The following is a 16,207-nucleotide window of genomic DNA, read 5'->3' as shown; positions in this document are numbered from 1 at the left end:
GGGAACTTATTGAAGGCACAGGAAGACTTACAGAAGAATGATACCCGCCTCTTCGCAGGCGGCAATCGTGTCCTTGTCCCAAAGACTGGCCTGAACCTCGCCGATGTGGCAGGTGCCAAGCAGCAACATGCACAGCCGGGACTGACCGATGCCGCCGCCGATGGACTGAGGCAGCTCACCGCTTAGCAGCATCTTATGGAAGGGGAGGCTTCTCCGCTCGTCGTGGCCGGAGAGGGCGAGCTGGCGGTCCAGCGCCGCCTCGTCCACCCGGATGCCCATGGAAGAAACCTCGAAATTGCGCTCCAACACAGGATTCCACATGAGGATGTCGCCGTTCAGCGTCCAGTCGTCATAGTCCGGGGCGCGGCCGTCGTGAGGCTTCCCGGAGTTGAGCTTCCCGCCGATCTGCATGAGGAACACGGTGCGGTGCTTCTGGCAAACGGCCTTCTCCCGCTCGTTGGGAGTCAGGTCGGGGAAACGGTCCTCCAGCTCCTGCGTGGTGATGAAAAACACGTCCCGGTCCGGGCGGAAGGTGAGCGCCGGATAGTTCTTGCGCAGATCCTCGGCCGTGTCGCAGATGGAGCCAACAATGGTGCGGACGGTATCCTTGAGGTACTGGAGGTTTCGGTCCTCGCGCTGGATGTGCTTCTCCCAGTCCCACTGGTCCACGTACACGGAGTGGAGATTGTCCACCTCCTCATCCCGGCGGATGGCGTTCATGTCGGTATACAGGCCCGTTCCGGCTTTGAACTCATACCGCTTCAGCGCCAGACGCTTCCACTTGGCGAGAGAGTGAACCACCTGCCCGTCGGTCCCTACGTCGGGGATGTCAAAGCTCACAGGGCGCTCCACGCCGTTAAGGTCGTCGTTCAGGCCCGTGGCCCCGTCCACGAACAGCGGGGCGGAAACCCGGTGAAGGTCCAGCCGCTCTGTCAAATTCTTCTGAAAGTCGGCGTGGATAAATTCGATGGCGCGCTGAAGCTGGTTGTTGGTCAGGGGCATTTTGTAACCGGCGGGAATCACAATTTTACTCATGTTGGGCTACCCATCCTTCTGAATTTGAATTTCTTATGGAGAAGTCTCAATCAGCGCTCAGCCCAGCAGGGAGAGGCCGTGGCGCAGTCTTTTCAGCGTTTCGTCTTGCCCAAGAATGCGGCAGATTTCCACCGCGCCGCCGGGCGTCACCAGCTTACCCGCCGCCGCGATGCGCACGGGCCACATCAGCGTGGCGTTTTTTACCTCCAACTTTTCCGCAAGGCTCGTCAGCGCGCCATGGACTGCGTCCGTGTCCCAAGTGGGCAGGGCCTCCAGCGTGGAGATAGCGGCCAAGAGCATCGCCTTGGAAATGTCCTTATCCGTTTTGGACTTCTTATTGACATAAAATTCAACATCATAGGCGGGAAGCGCGTCAAAAAAGTCCACCTTTTCCGGAATTTCCGTCAGCTTTTCGCACCGGGCCTGCAACAGCGCGGCAATGTCCGCGGGGTTGATGGCGGTTTTTTTCACGCTTTGGCGGATATATGGCTCCGCAATTTTCGCAAATTCCTCCGGCGCAAGGGCGCGGAGATAGGTGGCGTTGAAGTAATCCAGCTTTGCCATGTCAAAAATCGCAGGGGACTTGGAGATTCCCGCAATGTCGAAAGCCTCCACCAGTTCGTCCAGAGAGAAAATCTCCTGCTCTTTTTGCTCACCTTTAGGCGCCCAGCCCAGCAGGGCGACATAATTCAGAACGGCGGTAGTGAGATACCCTTGGGCGATCAGGTCTTCATAGGAGGGGTCTCCGTGGCGCTTGGACATCTTATTGTGCGCGTCCCGCATGACGGGAGAGCAGTGGACATAGGTGGGAATCTCCCAGCCGAAGGCCTGATACAGCAAATTGTACTTGGGTGCGGAGCTGAGGTATTCACTGCCCCGGACCACATGGGTGATGCCCATGAGATGGTCGTCCACCACGTTGGCAAAGTTGTAGGTGGGCAGTCCATCGGACTTGATGAGCACCTGATCGTCCAGCGTGTCGTTTTCCACGGTGATGTCACCGAAGGTCACGTCATGGAAGGTGGTGCTGCCATCACGGGGGATTCTCTGGCGGATGACATGAGGTTTGCCCGCGTCCAGCTTGACCTGAATTTCGTTGAAGGGGAGGTCAGGACAGCCGCACTGGTGCTTTTTGACCTTCACGCCCTCGGCAACCTCCTGCGCCTCGTCCTCCTCCTTGCCGCAGAAGCAGCGGTAAGCAAAGCCCTTTTCCACCAGCAGCTCGGCGTACTTTCCGTACAGCTCCCGCCGCTCCGACTGGATATAAGGGCCTACCGGGCCGCCCACGTCCGGGCCTTCGTCGTGACCAAGGCCGCACTGAGCCATTGTCTTGTAGATGACGTCGGTGGCACCCTCTACAAGGCGGCCCTGATCGGTGTCCTCAATGCGCAGGAGGAAGGTGCCCCCCGCGTGGCGGGCGATGAGCCAAGTGTACAGTGCGGTGCGCAGGTTGCCCACGTGCATATAGCCGGTAGGGGAGGGGGCGAAACGGGTGCGGACTTTCCCCTTGGGGATGCGGGACTCCATTTCGTCAAAGAATGCTTTATCTGTGGCCATGAATTTACCTCCATGTATTGTTTAACAATTTATTATCGCTTTTGCAGCCCGGAATGTCAAGGGGTTTCCTGCGGTAAACGCGGCCGGGGCAAAGCCGCACGCGCCGGGCTAAAATCACCAAAACAGATTGCACTTTCCAATGCTTCGTGCTACAATAATTAGGCTATATTGCCGCTTTCTGGCCAAAGGGCGCGAGAGCGGCGGATTTTGAGGTGGTATCATGGAAAACGAGACGCTTAAACGGCGGATTCTCAGCGGAATTCAGCCCTCCGGCGACCTGACCCTTGGCTCCTATCTGGGGGCCATCCGCAACTGGGCGGCGCTGGCGGACGAGTACGACTGCTTTTATATGCTGGCGGATATGCACACCATCACGGTCCGGCAGGAGCCGGCGGAGCTTCGGCGGCGTACGCTGACACAGGTGGCAGCCTATATTGCCTGCGGCCTGGACCCGCAGAAAAATACGTTGTTCATTCAGTCCCACGTCCCGGCCCACGCCCAGTTGGGCTGGGTGCTGGACTGCTACACCATGTTCGGCGAGCTGAGCCGTATGACCCAGTTTAAGGACAAGTCCGCAAAAAACACGGAAAACGTCAATGCAGGCCTGTTTACCTACCCGGCCCTGATGGCGGCGGACATTCTGCTGTATCAGGCGGATTTGGTGCCGGTGGGCGGCGACCAGAAGCAGCATGTGGAGATCTGCCGGGACATTGCCACCCGGTTCAATGGGATTTACGGCAACGTGTTCAAGGTTCCCGAGCCTTATATTCCCAAGGTGGGGGCGCGGATTATGAGCCTGTCCTCTCCCGAAAGCAAGATGAGCAAGTCCGATAAGGACCAGAACGGCTGCGTTTATATGCTGGAAAAGCCGGAGGATATTCTGCGCAAGTTCAAAAAGGCGGTGACGGATTCCGAGGCCTGCGTGCGGTATGACCAGAAGGAAAAGCCGGGCGTGTCCAACCTGATGCAGATTTACTCCGTGTGCACAAATCGGGATTTTGACGCCATCGAGGCGGAATTTGCCGGGCACGGCTACGGGGACTTCAAGGCCGCCGTGGGTGAAGCGGTGGTGGAGCTGTTGCGCCCCATCCGGGAGGAGACGGAGCGTTTGCTTGCGGACAAAGCGGCCCTTCAGGCCATCTACCGCGACGGCGCGGAGCGAGCGTCCCGCGTGGCGGGGCGGACGCTGGGCAAGGTTTACAAAAAGGTCGGCTTTATCGACCGGTGATTACGGCGCGCGCCGCCATGAAGGCTGAAAAAGCGCGCGGTGAAAGGAAACGTTGTCGCAATGCTAATCAATACAAACTTGCTGGCCGGGGTGTTTCTGGCTTTGGTGGTGGCGCTGGTGGTAAGCTTTCTGGCGTCTCCGGTGGTGAAGGCGTTCGCCTATAAGGTGGGCGCCATCGATGTGCCCAAGGATAACCGCCGGATGCACCATATCCCTATCCCCCGGCTGGGGGGGCTGGCTATTTTTCTGGGCTTTATCGTCAGCATTTTGCTGTTTGCTAAAATGACAAATCAGTTCCGCAGCATTTTGCTGGGAGCGGTGATCATCGTGGTGCTGGGCGTGGTGGACGATATCACGCCGCTGCCCGCCAAATTTAAGTTTTTGATCCAAATTGGGGCGGCCCTGATTCCCACGCTGAACGGCGTGCAAATCCATGTACTGAGCAATCCCAACCTCTTTTCTCCCAATCCCTATTGGGACATGGGCGTGCTGTCCATTCCCGTGACCGTGCTGTGGATTGTGGCCATTACCAACGCCGTGAACCTGATCGATGGGCTGGACGGACTGGCCATCGGCGTGTCTGCCATTTCTGCCACCACCGTGCTGGTGATTTCCCTGCTTGTGAGCGAGGTGCAGGTGGCCGTGGTGATGGCGGCGCTGGTGGGTGCGTGCGTGGGGTTTATGCCCTATAACCTCAATCCCGCCAAGATGTTTATGGGGGACACGGGAGCCACGTTTTTGGGGTATATTCTGGCCTGCATGTCCGTAGAGGGGCTGTTTAAGTCCTGGGCCATCATTTCCTTCGCGGTGCCGTTTCTGATTCTTGGCCTGCCGATTTTCGACACGGCCTTTGCCATCCTCCGCCGCCTCGCCCACGGGCAAAGCCCCATGCAGGCGGACCGGAGCCACATTCACCACCGCCTGATCGACATGGGATTGAACCAGAAGCAGGCGGTTGCCACGCTGTACGTGATTTCCGCGATTCTGGGCCTCAGCGCTGTGGTGCTTACCACCAGCGGGGAGCTGCGGGCCATGATGTTCTTCGTGTCGCTGTGCGTGGTGGCTGTGGTGGCCGCCAGAGTGATCTTCCCCAAGGAGGTCCGGGAAGAGCTTCACGAGGAGATGGAGGAGCTGAGGGACCACGGACACCGCGCCGAAAAGCAGGAGAATGCGGAAGTTGCCGCTCCTCCCGCCGGGGAGGAATCGGAACAGGAAAATCTTCCCAGTCCCCGCGACGGGAATTTGGAAGCTCCGCAGGATGAGACAGCCTCGGCTTTGGCAGACGCCGAGCCGAAGGCGCAAGAGCCGGACGGCTGGGAAGGAGAGGAGGATCAGTAATGGAGAAAATTCGCGTCATGAGCGTCTTTGGCACCCGGCCGGAGGCCATTAAAATGGCGCCGCTCGTTAAGGAGCTTGCTGCCCGGGAGGGGATCGAGAGCCTTTGCTGCGTCACCGCTCAGCATCGTCAGATGCTGGACTCCGTGCTGGAGGTTTTCGACCTGAAGCCGGACTGGGATTTGGACATTATGACCCCACGGCAGACGCTTTCCACCATCACCAGCAAGTGCCTTCTGGGGATGGATGAGGCTATTGATGCGCTGAAACCGAATTTAATTCTGGTGCATGGAGATACCTCCACTACCTTCGCGGGGGCGCTGTCGGCATTTTACCATCAGGTGAAGGTGGGCCATGTGGAGGCAGGATTACGAACCTATGACAAGTATTCTCCCTTTCCGGAGGAAATGAACCGGGTGATGACCTCCCGGCTGGCGGATCTTCATTTTTGTCCCACGGCGGGCAACCGGGACAACCTGCGCCGGGAGAGTGTGCGGGGGGATTTGTTTATTACCGGCAATACAGTGATTGACGCGCTGCGTACCACCGTCCGTCCCGGCTTTTATTTTTCCACAGAGGAGCTGAACCGCCTTCCCTACGGGGAGAAAAAAGTGTGTCTTGTCACTTGCCACCGCAGGGAAAATTACGGCGAGCCCATGAAAAACATCATGATTGCCCTGCGTCGGATTGCAGAAGAAAACAAGGATGTGGAGCTGGTGTATCCCGTTCATCTCAGCCCCGTGGTGCGGGAGAGCGTGGACCAATATCTCCGGGGCGCACCCCGGATCCACCTGATCGACCCGCTGCCTGCCGACGAAATGCACAACCTGATGGCCCTGTGCTATCTGGTGCTGACCGACTCGGGAGGACTTCAGGAGGAGGCCCCCGCCCTCGGCAAGCCCGTGCTTGTTTTGCGGCGGGAGACGGAGCGGCCAGAGGCCGTGGCCGCCGGGACGGTGAAGCTTGCCGGGGTGGCGCAGGACGATATTGTGACTATGGCCACCCGTCTGCTGCGGGACCGGGAAGCCTATGACAAAATGGCCCGCGCCGTGAATCCCTATGGCGACGGACGTGCCTGCGGGCGCATTGCGGACGCGGTGGAGTGGCATTTCGGCCTGCGCCGCGACCCGCCGGAGGACTATTCCGGCGTCTGAGCCGGACGTGCGGAGAGGGGGGCCTCATGAGAAACAGCAAGGTTGGAAAATTTACCGTTGCCGGATTTGTCATCCTGATTTTGCTGGTGGTGGCAATTCTTTTGAGCAATGGCCTGCGCCGTTCCTCCCGCATTGTGCTGCCGGATACCGTTTTGCCCACGGGGGATTCTTCGGCTTCGGGCGGCGGAGAGGACGGCGGCATTGCGTTGATTGCCGTGGCGCCGGGGACGGTGCAGTCTGCGATTGAGTCGCTTGAGCGCCCCGCCGCCTACCGGCGGAGCATTGCCGAGGAGCGGTTTTGGACCGGCGGCAGCGGCACAACACAGGTGCTTGTCTCCGTCAGCGGCGACTGGACCAGAACGGACTACGCGCCGAAGGGCCAGCAAATCCGCCACTCTCTCACCGACGGAACCACCACGTATATCTGGTACGGCAGCCAAGCCGAGGTTTATCAATGTCCCGCCGGAGATATCGCCGCCGATCAGGAGCAGGGCGTCCCCACCTATGAGGATGTGCTTGCCCTGCCGGTAAATCAAATTGAAAAGGCAGACTATCGATCTCTTTCCGGGGTCAACTGTATCTATGTGGAAACGGGAGAGGATGAAAACGGCTTTGTCCTGCGGTACTGGATCAGTGTGGATACGGGCCTTCTGGCGGCGGCAGAGTGGTTGAAATACGGCGAGACAATCTATCGCATGGGTTCTCTCACGCTGGATGCGGCTGGCCCCGTCACCCAGGATTTTACACTTCCCGACGGAACGGTGCTGACCGCAATTGAATAGGAAAAAAGCGGCTTTCCCACTGCGGGAAAGCCGTTTTTTAAAGGATCAGCAGAAGACCCAGAGCGATTAAAAGCTCCTCGTCCGCTTCTTCCCGGAACAGGAAGAAGATCATCAGAAGGAGAATCAGATCACCGGAATCCACGTTGTCCAAATGTAGCTTATCCAGCAACCGCCGCAGCGTGGCGGAGAAGCCTTCGCCGTGAAGCGGAGGGGGCGGCGGGCCAAAAAATGGGTCCTTGGGGGGCGGAAACGGCCCTCCTCCCCCGCCGCCGGGCGGGGGAGGGGGTCCGCCGGGCCCAGCTCCAAAGCCGCCGCTGGGCGGGGGAGGAGGTCCACCGGGACCGGGCCCAAAACCGCCGCTGGACGGAGAAGGTCCTCCGGGACCGGACCGTGCGTCCTCTTCGGGAATGCGGGAATAAGAGCCGTCGTCGTTGCGGATATAGCGGTTATACATCCCTCATCCTCCCTTACGTCTCCCAGTTTGCGATGAATTTTTTCCCAATGTGGACAATGCGCGCCAGTTGGAGCGCCCGTTCGATTTTTGTCTGCCGTTCGACCTTTAAGTAGGGGCGCAGAGCATACAGCAGCGCACGGCTGTTGTTGTTTTGGTGACTGCCCAGCTCTCCAATCAGGGGCATCAGGCGGGCAATGGTGCTCGGGTCGATGCTGCCCAGTAAGGAGCTCAGGGGATTTTCCCCGGGGGCAGGTCCCGGCGGGGGAGGATAATTCCCCGGCGGGGGGGCCTGATAGCCCTGCCCCGGCGGAGAATACGGGGGATAGCCGCCCTGCGCCTGCCCTGGCGGAGAGGCCGGGGCAGAGCCGTTCCCCCCGCCAATGGACTGCGCAAGCTGCATAATCTGCGCCATGCTGTTGGGGTCCGACAGTATCGCGTTCAGCTTATCCTCAAATTCCGCCATTCCGTCCGCCCCTTTTCGGTTTATTTTTGGGTTGCCTGATTGATGCGTTCTACCAGTGCAGCCCCTTCGGGGCTTTGCATCAGCTGGTTAATCATCTGCGTAATCCGGGTGGAGTCGCCTCGCATGGCGCTCATTGCCGCTTGCTGTATGGCAGCGCCTCCGTTTGCTTGGGACATCATTTCCACCAGCCTGCGTCCGTCCTGCGAGGTAAGCAGGCGCTGAACCGTGGCCGGGTCCTGATTGAGCTGGTTAATGGTCTGTCTGGTCTTGTCGTCCATGATAGCCTCCTGTCGGTGGTTGAACAATCGTTGTCAAGGCAGTATATGAACGAATTGAAAAAAAAGTGCGCCTTATCGGAAAATTCCCGCTTGGACAAGGTATTCCTCGTGGGAAGGCCTTTATCAAAGCGGGAATTTTCGTGCGGGACGGTGAAAGAAGTTTACCGTCCGCTCAGATATGTGTCAATCTCAAAATCCAACAGGGCCGTGTCCTGCCGGAGATACAGCGGATGGTGGGGATGCCCGGATTTCAGGAGAGGGCCTGCGGAAAACCAGTTAGCCCCGGCGGAGCGGCCCTCCCCGGCGAAGTCCCGCAGGCAGTCCATCAGATAGGGCCGCTTTTCAATGATATTGCCCCACGCGGCCCAGACGGCAGGCCGGGGAGACAGGGACAGGAGATACGCAAAGGCCCTGCGGTTTTCTCCGTGGAGATAGGCGTTGCAGGAGTGCTCCATGTCGTTGGGCCGGGTGGCCCGCTGGGCGTAGACATTGAACATGAGGAAGCTGTCGTACCCGTTGTTCAGGGCGATGCGCCGGGCGGAGCTGACGGTGGGGTCCAGCTTGTCCGGCACAGCGGTGGAGGGGTTAATCCCTAAGCAAATTAGGGGTTTTTCCCCCCGAGTGCCCAGAATGTAACGGTATTCGGAATAAGCGTTGGGAACGTACAGCCACTTGTCGGCGTCGTAAGCCGGGTTGGGGCGCAGCGCGGCTTCCAGCGCCGCGTCAAAGGAAAGGACCTCAATTTCTCCGGTGGTGGAACTGGGAATATGCATGGGCGCGGCTCCTTTTCGACAATTTTCTTCAGTGTAGCAGGCCCGGGGCAAAAATGCAAATCGGGTGTTCAATTGCGTCGAACTGTGGTATCATGTCAAGATAACGCAGATGAACAATTTTGACCGCAGGAGCGTGACGCGCATGCGGTATTCGAGCCTTTGAAAAGGCGCCGGAGGTGCTTTTGCAGGGGATAAGGCCCAATACGGGGAAAGGGAAGAAAGCCATGCTGAAAATTCTCATGGGACGGGCAAGAAGTGGAAAATCCCGCCGGATTTTAAAGGAAATTGCGGAAAAGGGCGATTCCTCCCGCCAGATTCTGCTGGTGCCGGAGCATGCCTCCCATCAGGCGGAGGTGGATTTGTGCCGCGTCTGCGGCGACACCGCCAGCCGCCATGCAGAGGTTTTGAGCTTTCGCCGCCTTGCCACCCGTGTACTTGCCATCACAGGCGGCGCGGCGGACGTGAGCATTGACGCGGGAGGAAAGCTGTTGCTGCTGCAACGATCCCTGACGGAGCTTGCCCCGGTGCTGAAGGTCTATCGCCGTCCCAGCCAGCGGGCCGGGTTTCTGGAACAGCTCTTGGGGCTGTTGGACGAGTTGACCAGCTATGCCGTCTCGCCCATGACTCTGGCCGCGCAGGCGGAGGATATTCCCGGCGCTATGGGGGACAAGCTGCGGGACCTTGCGCTGATTTACGCCGATTATGAGGCGCACCTTCACCGCCCGGAAAAGGACGGCAGAGATCGTATCGTAAAGCTGAGGGATCACCTGGAGGAGTCTGGATATGCCGATGGAACGGACGTGTATCTGGATGGCTTTTCCTACTTTAACGGACTGGAAGTAGAAATTCTGTCCGTATTTTTGCGGCGCGCCGCCAGCGTGACAGTGACGCTTTTGGGGGACGAGCATGACCCGGGGGAGATTTTCGAGGTATCCGTGCGCACCCGGGACCGGCTGCGCCGATTGGCGGAGGCGGCGGGAGTGCCCTTTGAAATTCAGTTCGTCACGTCCTATGACGACTCGGCCATGGGTCTTGTGGAGCGGTCATTTTTTGGCGGAGACGAGATTTGGAATGGGGAAGCCCTCACTGTGCGGCTGCGGGAGGCGGACTCTGCCTTCACAGAGGTGGAGCAGACTGCCGCCGACATTCTGCGGCTGGTGAAAACGGGCAAATGCCGCTTCCGGGACATCACCGTGGCGGTGCGAAACATGAAGGATTACGCGTCCGTCATCGAAAACGTCTTTGAGCGGTACGGCGTTCCGGTGTACCTCAGCCGTCGAAGCGACATTCTGGAAAAGCCGGTGCTATCTCTGCTGACCGGCGCTTTGGACGCCGTCACCGGCGGGTGCGAATACGAGGATATGTTTCACTATCTAAAAACCGGTCTGGCGGGGCTTTCGCCCGAAGAGTGTGACCGGCTGGAAAATTATGCCCTCACTTGGGAAATCCATGGCACCCTCTGGCTGCGGGAAGCGGACTGGTCCGCCAATCCCGGCGGCTATGGCGCACCGTGGACCGACGCGCGGCAGGCCGAGCTTGGAGAGCTGAATGAACTGCGCTGCCGGGTGCGCGGACCGCTAAAGCTGCTGTCGGACGGGATGAAGTCCGCGCAAACAGCGGGGGATCAGGTGAATGCGCTTTACAGCTTTATGGAAACGCTGCACCTCCAATCCGCTCTGGAGGAGCAGCTTCGTGCCCTTGGAAATCAGGGAGAATTACAGACGGCGGAGGAAACGGGCCAGCTCTGGGGGATTCTTTGCGGCGTGCTGGACCAGTTCGTGGAAATTCTGGGAGATCAGGCCATGGACGCGGAGACGTTTTCCCGCCTATTCCGGCTGCTGCTGACCCAGTACAGCGTGGGAACCATTCCTCCCGCGCTGGATCAGGTGTCCGCCAGTGAGATCACACGAAACGACCGCCACACAGCGAAGTACCTCTTTTTGCTGGGGGCCAACGACCATGTTCTGCCCGCCGTGGCACAGCGGGGCGGCGTGCTGAACGACGAGGACCGGGAGGAGCTTGCCTCCAGGGGGATTCGTCTGGCCCCCACTGGGATGGAGCAATTCAACGTGGAGCTGCAAAACCTCTATGCGGCCCTTGCCCAGCCCACGGACGGGCTGACTGTCAGCTATCCCGTTTCCGACGTCAACGGAGCGCAGCTTCGGCCCTCCTTCGTGGTGGAGCGGCTGGGAAAGCTGTTCCCGGAAAACCGGGTGGAGCGGGAGAGCGGAAAAAGGGAATACCGTCTGGCGGCCATTGCCCCGGCGCTGGAAGCAGCGGGGGCAAATCCGGGAGGACCGGTTTGGCGCTGGTTTGCGGAAAGGCCGGAGTGGACGGCCCGGCTTCAAGCGATGGAGCGGGCCGCCGCCATGGGCCGGGGGCGGCTGAGTCTGCCCGCCGTCCGGGCGCTGTACGGTGAGCAATTCAGTATGTCCGCCTCCCGGCTGGAACGGCTGCGCCAGTGCCATTTTGCTTATTTCATGCAGTATGGGCTAAAGGCACGCCAACGGAGGACGGCCTCCTTTGATGCGCCGCAAATCGGCACGTTTTTGCATTTTATTTTGGAAAATGTCACAGAAGAAGTGGCGAAACAGGGCGGATTTACAACTGTTTCCCGGGAAATGCTTTTTAAGCTGACCGACCGTTTTATGGAGGAATACGTACAGGAGGAGCTGCCCAATCTCCAAGATCGGACGGCCCGGTTCCGCTATCTCTTCTCCCGGCTGCGGACCACGGCCTATGCCGTGGTGGAGGAAACGGCGCGGGAACTGGCGCAGTCGGACTTCGTGCCTGTGGAATTTGAGCTGTCCTTCGGGGACAAGGGGACGCTGCCCGCTGTCACCGTATCGGAGCCAGACGGGGAGCTGCGGGTGAACGGGAAGGTAGACCGGATCGACGGCTGGGTGAAGGACGGTAAGCTCTACCTCCGGGTGGTGGATTACAAAACCGGGAAGAAGACCTTCGATCTGGCGGAGGTCCGCATGGGACTGGACATCCAAATGCTGCTGTACCTGTTCACGCTGAAAAATCAGGGCAGCGCCTATTTTGGGCAGGAGGTGGTTCCCGCCGGGGTGCTGTATCTCCCGGCCCGGGATGAGATTTTGGCGCAGGAGCGGAACGTGACCCCGGAGAAATTGGCGCAGGAGAGGGCGAAGGCATTGCGTCGCAGCGGCCTTTTGCTGAACGAGCCAGAGGTTTTGCAGGCCATGGAGCACGATGCTCTGACGGAGCCGAAGTATCTTCCTTTGCGGGTAGACCGGGAGGGAAACCTCTCCGGCGGGATTGCCACCGCCGCCCAACTTGGGCGGCTTGGCAGCTACGTGGAGCGCCTGCTCCACGACATTGCCGCCGAGGTGCGGGACGGCGTGATCGACGCGGACCCCTGCTGCCACGATGAGAATGACAGTGTGTGCCGGTTTTGCGATTGGGCCGGGGCCTGTCACTTTGAGGATGGCCGGGGCGGCGACCGCCTACGCTACATCCGAAAGGTGACGGCGGCGGAATTCTGGCAGGAACTGGACGGAGAGGAGAACGGACGTGGCTAAAATTCAACTGACCCCCGCCCAGCGCGCGGCGGCGGAGAACCGGGGTGGAAGCCTGCTGGTGTCGGCGGCGGCAGGGTCCGGTAAGACAAAGGTGCTGGTAGAGCGCCTGTTTCTCTATATTCTGGAGGACGGCTGCAACATCGACGACTTTCTCATCATCACCTATACCAAGGCGGCGGCGGCGGAGCTGCGGGGGAAAATTGCGTCGGAGCTTGGAAAGCTTTTGGGAGAGCATCCCGGCAACGCCCATCTTCGCCGCCAGCTCATGCGGGTGTACCAAGCGGACGTGAAAACCGTGGACGCATTCTGCACGGCGCTGCTGCGGGAAAACGCTCACCTGCTGGCAAAGGAAGGAGAACGGCACTGCCTGACCCCGGACTTCCGGGTGCTGGATGAGGGCGAGGCGGAGCTGCTGCGCCGCCGGGTGCTGGATCGCACGCTGGAGGATTTCTATAAAAATCTGGACGACGCTCCCGGCGGTACCCTGCTGGCGGATACTCTGGGTGCAGGCCGGGACGACGGCGCACTGGCGGAGCTGGTGCTGGAGCTTCACGGAAAGCTTCAGAGCCACGCCTATCCAGAGCGGTGGCTGGAGGAAAACCGGGAATCCTGGCTGAACCTGTCCGGAACCTTTGATGAGACGCCCTACGCCAAGGAGTTGTTGGAAGGAGCCGCCCGCAGAGCGGCGTCGTGGGCGCAAATCTTTCGGTCTGCCGCTCAAAGCGTGGAAAGCGATACGGCTTTACATACCGGATACGGTGAAAAGTTTTTGTCTGCTGCCGCTTCGCTGGACGCGCTGGATGAAGCGGCGAAAAAGAGCTGGGACGAAGCGGGAATGATGGCGGAGGCGGTGGACTTTCCCCGTCTGACCACACCCAAAGGCCGCAAGGACGACCCCGAGGTCCTGCGGCTGAAATCCCTGTGGGACGGATGCAAGGCCGACGTAAAAAAGCTGCGGGCCGAGCTGAACGTCACCGGTCAGGAGGCCATGGAGGATTTGACTGCCGTGGCCCCCGCCATGGCCGCGCTGTTGGAGCTGACGGGGGAATTTTCCCGGCGCTATCGGCGGGAAAAACTGCGGCTGAATCAGGCGGACTTTTCGGATCAGGAGCATCTGGCGCTGGAGCTTTTAACGGGGGAGGACGGAACGCCCACGGAACTGGGAGAGCAGATTTCGGCCCGCTATATGGAGATTCTGGTGGACGAATATCAGGACACCAACGAGGTTCAGAACCACATTTTTCAGGCTGTGTCCCACGGGGGACGGAATCTTTTTACTGTGGGAGACGTGAAGCAGTCCATCTACCGCTTCCGGCTGGCGGACCCCACCATTTTTCTGCGGAAATACGCCGCCTTCAAGCACCATACCGATGCGCAGGCGGGGGAGGAACGGAAAATTCTGCTGTCTCAGAACTTCCGCTCCCGCCGGGAAATTCTGGATGCGGCCAACTTTATTTTTGAAAACATCATGTCCCCGGAGCTGGGAGAGATGGAATATGGTCCGGACGAAAAGCTGTATTTCGGCGCGGAGTATTACCCGGAGCGGGGGGACTGCGCCCCGGAATACCACCTGATTTGTGCCCATCAGCGGTCGGCAGAACTGGAGCGCCCGGTAAAAAAGGGCATTGCGGAGGCCCGCCTTGCGGCGAAGCGGATTCGAGAGCTGTTGGACGAAGGGTACCCCGTCACCGGCGAGGACGGTGTTTTGCGGCCCTGCCGGGCGGAGGATATCGTGATTCTGATGCGCTCGCCAGGGAGCCGGGGATTGGCGTTTTCGGCGGCGCTGGCAGAGCGGGGCGTACCCTGTTCCTTTCAGGAGCAGGGGGACTACTTCTCCTCCATGGAGGTAGCCACCGCTTTGAGCCTTCTTCAGGTCATCGACAATCCCCGGCAGGACGTGCCGCTGATTGCCGTGCTGCGTTCGCCCCTGTTCGGATTTACGCCGGACCGGCTGGCCCGTGTGCGGGCATGCACCGCGGACGGGGATTATTACGACGCGGTGTGCCGAGACGGGGGAGAGGACTGCCGTTCCTTTCTTGAGACGCTGGACAGTCTGCGTCTGCTGGCCCGGGACATGAGCGTGGAGCGCCTGCTGTGGCGGATTTACAACGAGCTGAACGCACTGGGCGTGTTTGGCGCCATGGACCGAGGCGAGGAGCGGAAGGAAAACCTGATTGCGCTGACGGAGCACGCGGAGAATTTCGAGGCCAACGGCTGCCGGGGTCTGTTTCTGTTTTTGGAACAGCTTCAAAAGCTCATCGACAGCGACCGAGCCCCCGCAACCCGGGGAAAATCTGACGCGGGGGGCGTGCGGCTGATGAGCGTCCACAAATCCAAGGGGCTGGAATTTCCCATTGTGCTGCTGTGCGATTTGGACCGGGCTTTTTCCCGGATGGACTTTGATACCCCGGTGCTGGTGCATCCCGAGTTGGGCCTTGGCCCCCGGCGAGTGGATTTGGACCGCCGCATTTACTATCCCACCATGGCCCGCCGGGCCTTGGAGGGAAAGCTCCGTCGGGAAAACCAGTCTGAGGAGCAGCGCATTTTGTACGTGGCTATGACCCGGCCCAAGGAAAAGCTGATTTTGATTCACAGTCTTTATCACGCTCCGGGTGAGCTGAAGCAATTAACCAGTCTTGCCGCCTGCCCTGTTCCGCCGGAGACGGCGGCGATCTGCCGAAGCTATGGGGAGTGGCTGTTGCTGCCCCTGCTGTGCCGCCCGGAGGCAAAGCCTCTGCGAGATCTTGCGGGCGTGGAACCGGAAAACTATTATGCCGGGGACGAAAATACATGGCAAGTATTTATCCATGACAGCGAGGATTTTCAGGAGATTTTAACGACTAAATCGGAGAGCGAAGAGGACAAGGCGCAGCATGAGGCGGATTTGAGCCTTCTGGAGCTGACCTATCCTTACGAGGCCGCCACCCGCTTTCCCGCCAAGCGGACGGCCACCCAGCTCAAGGGCCGGGAGAAGGACGAGGAAGCGTTGGAAAACGCACCCCACCCAACGGTGCTGCGGCCATTGGACCAGCCTCGTTTCCGACAGTCCGGCGGAGGGCTTACCCCCACGGAGCGGGGCACGGCGGCTCATCTGGCCCTTCAATATCTGGACTTTTTCAACCCGGACGCGGCAGGGCAGGTGGCGACTTTTGCGGAAAAGCGCCTTTTGACGCGGGAGCAGGCGGACAGCGTGGACATCACACAGCTAAAAGCATTGCTTTTCTCTCCGCTGGGGGAGGAGATTCGCCGGGGAAAAAATGTTTTGCGGGAGTATCCCTTCACCGTTCTGATTCCGGCCACGGAACTGGACGGGGACGCGGGGGACGATCAGGTGCTTCTTCAGGGCGTGGTGGACTGCTGCTTCGAGACGGCGGAGGGACTCACCGTGGTGGACTTCAAAACAGACCGTGTGTTCGGTGAAGCGGTGGCTCGCCGTGCGGAGCATTACCGTCCGCAGCTTGCGGCGTACGGTGCGGCGCTGGAGCGGGTTTTGGAGAAGAAGGTGGTTCGTAAGGCACTCTATTTTCTGGCCTCCGGTGAAACGGTGAGTCTGTGATGCAAACCGTCAAAAACCACTGGAAAATTTGACCGGATCGTGGTATA

Annotated in this window: 12 protein-coding genes; 6 read left to right on the top strand and 6 right to left on the bottom strand. The window is 59.7% G+C overall.

From position 1 onward, the window contains the following. Positions 1-27: 27 nt before the first annotated feature. Both asnA and gltX read right to left on the bottom strand, forming a co-directional pair. Complete coding sequence (gene asnA / locus RTU96_RS06315) at positions 28-1,035, bottom strand: aspartate--ammonia ligase (RefSeq protein ID WP_312635623.1); 1,008 nt, start codon at positions 1,033-1,035, stop codon at positions 28-30. A gap of 57 nt (positions 1,036-1,092) precedes the next feature. Then, positions 1,093-2,592 (bottom strand): glutamate--tRNA ligase, encoded by a 1,500-nt coding sequence (gene gltX, locus RTU96_RS06310; protein WP_312635622.1) that lies wholly within the window; start codon positions 2,590-2,592, stop codon positions 1,093-1,095. Positions 2,593-2,812: 220 nt separating this feature from the next. Here gltX and trpS point away from each other — a divergent pair, with 220 nt between their 5' ends. From trpS to RTU96_RS06290, 4 genes are read left to right on the top strand one after another with little or no spacing between them, the layout of a single operon-like run. After that, positions 2,813-3,820 (top strand): tryptophan--tRNA ligase, encoded by a 1,008-nt coding sequence (gene trpS / locus RTU96_RS06305; protein WP_312635621.1) that lies wholly within the window; start codon positions 2,813-2,815, stop codon positions 3,818-3,820. 60 nt (positions 3,821-3,880) lie between these two features. Then, positions 3,881-5,158, top strand: a complete 1,278-nt coding sequence (locus RTU96_RS06300; RefSeq protein WP_312635619.1) for an MraY family glycosyltransferase — start codon at positions 3,881-3,883, stop codon at positions 5,156-5,158. Then, entirely contained in the window at positions 5,158-6,309 is a 1,152-nt protein-coding gene (wecB, locus tag RTU96_RS06295) for a non-hydrolyzing UDP-N-acetylglucosamine 2-epimerase (protein ID WP_312635618.1), read from the top strand. Before RTU96_RS06300 ends, wecB begins: the two co-directional genes overlap by 1 nt. Before the next feature lie 26 nt (positions 6,310-6,335). Beyond that, positions 6,336-7,091 carry a hypothetical protein gene (locus RTU96_RS06290; protein WP_312635617.1) on the top strand — a complete coding sequence of 252 codons (756 nt, stop codon included), beginning with the start codon at positions 6,336-6,338 and terminating at the stop codon, positions 7,089-7,091. A 37-nt stretch (positions 7,092-7,128) separates the two neighbouring features. Here RTU96_RS06290 and RTU96_RS06285 read toward each other — a convergent pair whose 3' ends face one another. The 4 genes from RTU96_RS06285 to RTU96_RS06270 form a co-directional block, all read right to left on the bottom strand. Then, complete coding sequence (locus RTU96_RS06285; protein WP_312635615.1) at positions 7,129-7,545, bottom strand: hypothetical protein; 417 nt, start codon at positions 7,543-7,545, stop codon at positions 7,129-7,131. A gap of 13 nt (positions 7,546-7,558) precedes the next feature. Continuing rightward, positions 7,559-8,008, bottom strand: a complete 450-nt coding sequence (locus tag RTU96_RS06280) for a hypothetical protein (protein WP_312635612.1) — start codon at positions 8,006-8,008, stop codon at positions 7,559-7,561. A gap of 20 nt (positions 8,009-8,028) precedes the next feature. Then, entirely contained in the window at positions 8,029-8,286 is a 258-nt protein-coding gene (locus RTU96_RS06275; RefSeq protein ID WP_293009811.1) for a hypothetical protein, read from the bottom strand. A 161-nt stretch (positions 8,287-8,447) separates the two neighbouring features. Then, a complete protein-coding gene (locus RTU96_RS06270; RefSeq protein ID WP_312635611.1) occupies positions 8,448-9,059 on the bottom strand; it encodes a DUF1643 domain-containing protein in 612 nt (203 codons plus the stop codon). 224 nt (positions 9,060-9,283) lie between these two features. Here RTU96_RS06270 and RTU96_RS06265 point away from each other — a divergent pair, with 224 nt between their 5' ends. Together RTU96_RS06265 and addA are read left to right on the top strand one after the other, a co-directional pair. Next, positions 9,284-12,604, top strand: a complete 3,321-nt coding sequence (locus RTU96_RS06265; protein ID WP_312635610.1) for a PD-(D/E)XK nuclease family protein — start codon at positions 9,284-9,286, stop codon at positions 12,602-12,604. Continuing rightward, the gene (addA, locus tag RTU96_RS06260) at positions 12,597-16,160 is read left to right on the top strand and encodes a helicase-exonuclease AddAB subunit AddA (protein WP_312635608.1); all 3,564 of its coding nucleotides are present in this window, start codon (positions 12,597-12,599) and stop codon (positions 16,158-16,160) included. Before RTU96_RS06265 ends, addA begins: the two co-directional genes overlap by 8 nt. The last annotated feature ends 47 nt before the right edge of the window (positions 16,161-16,207 follow it).

The organism is Oscillibacter sp. (assembly GCF_032018205.1).
Lineage (GTDB): Bacteria > Bacillota > Clostridia > Oscillospirales > Oscillospiraceae > Oscillibacter.
This window is presented reverse-complemented; position numbering and strand designations above follow the sequence as displayed.